General features: G+C 75.6%; 1 protein-coding gene. It reads left to right on the plus strand.

Features of this window, described 5'->3' with window-relative positions; all coding sequences use genetic code 11:
- Positions 1-190 precede the first annotated feature (190 nt).
- A partial coding sequence (rsmI, locus tag ESO86_RS18015) for a 16S rRNA (cytidine(1402)-2'-O)-methyltransferase (RefSeq protein ID WP_129236056.1) occupies positions 191-739 on the plus strand: 549 nt, incomplete at its 3' end.

The following is a 739-nucleotide window of genomic DNA, read 5'->3' on the forward strand; positions in this document are numbered from 1 at the left end:
CGCCGGCGCGACCGGGGCCGCGTCGGACGCGCTCGTGGTCGCCGTCGCGGTCGATCCGGCGGATGCGCCGCCGTCGCGTCCGGTGGAGGTCGCCTCGTGCTCGTCGCGCGCGTCAGCGCCGACCCCGTGGAGACCCATGCGCTCCACTGTATCCGCGCCTCCCGCGGCATCCGTGCGCCAGACTGGAGCGGTGATCATCCTCGCGGCGACGCCCATCGGCAACCTCGGCGACGCATCGACCCGTCTCCGGCAGGCGCTCGAGGACGCCGACGTCGTCGCGTCGGAGGACACGCGCGTCACGCAGCGCCTCCTCGCCGCGCTGGGCATCGCCAATCGGCCCCGACTCATCGCCCTGCACGAGCACAACGAGCGCGCACGCGCGGCCGACCTCGTCGAACTGGCTCGCGACGGCGACCTGCTCGTGCTGAGCGATGCGGGCATGCCGACCGTGTCCGACCCGGGCTTCCCGCTCGTGCAGGCCGCCGTGGCCGCCGGCGTCGACGTGACCGCGATACCCGGGCCCAGTGCGGTCGTGACGGCGCTCGCGGTCTCCGGCCTGCCGACCGATCGGTTCGCGTTCGAGGGGTTCCTCCCGCGCAAGGCGGGCGACCGCTCACGTCGCCTCGCGGAACTCGCGGGCGACCGTCGCACGCTGGTCTTCTTCGAGGCGCCGTCGCGCCTCGCGGCGAGCCTCGGCGCGCTCGCCGAGGCGTTCGGCGCCGACCGGCCGGCCGCGGTG

Origin of the sequence: Agromyces binzhouensis (genome assembly GCF_004135055.1) — a bacterium.
In the GTDB taxonomy this organism is placed as follows: Bacteria; Actinomycetota; Actinomycetes; order Actinomycetales; family Microbacteriaceae; genus Agromyces; species Agromyces binzhouensis.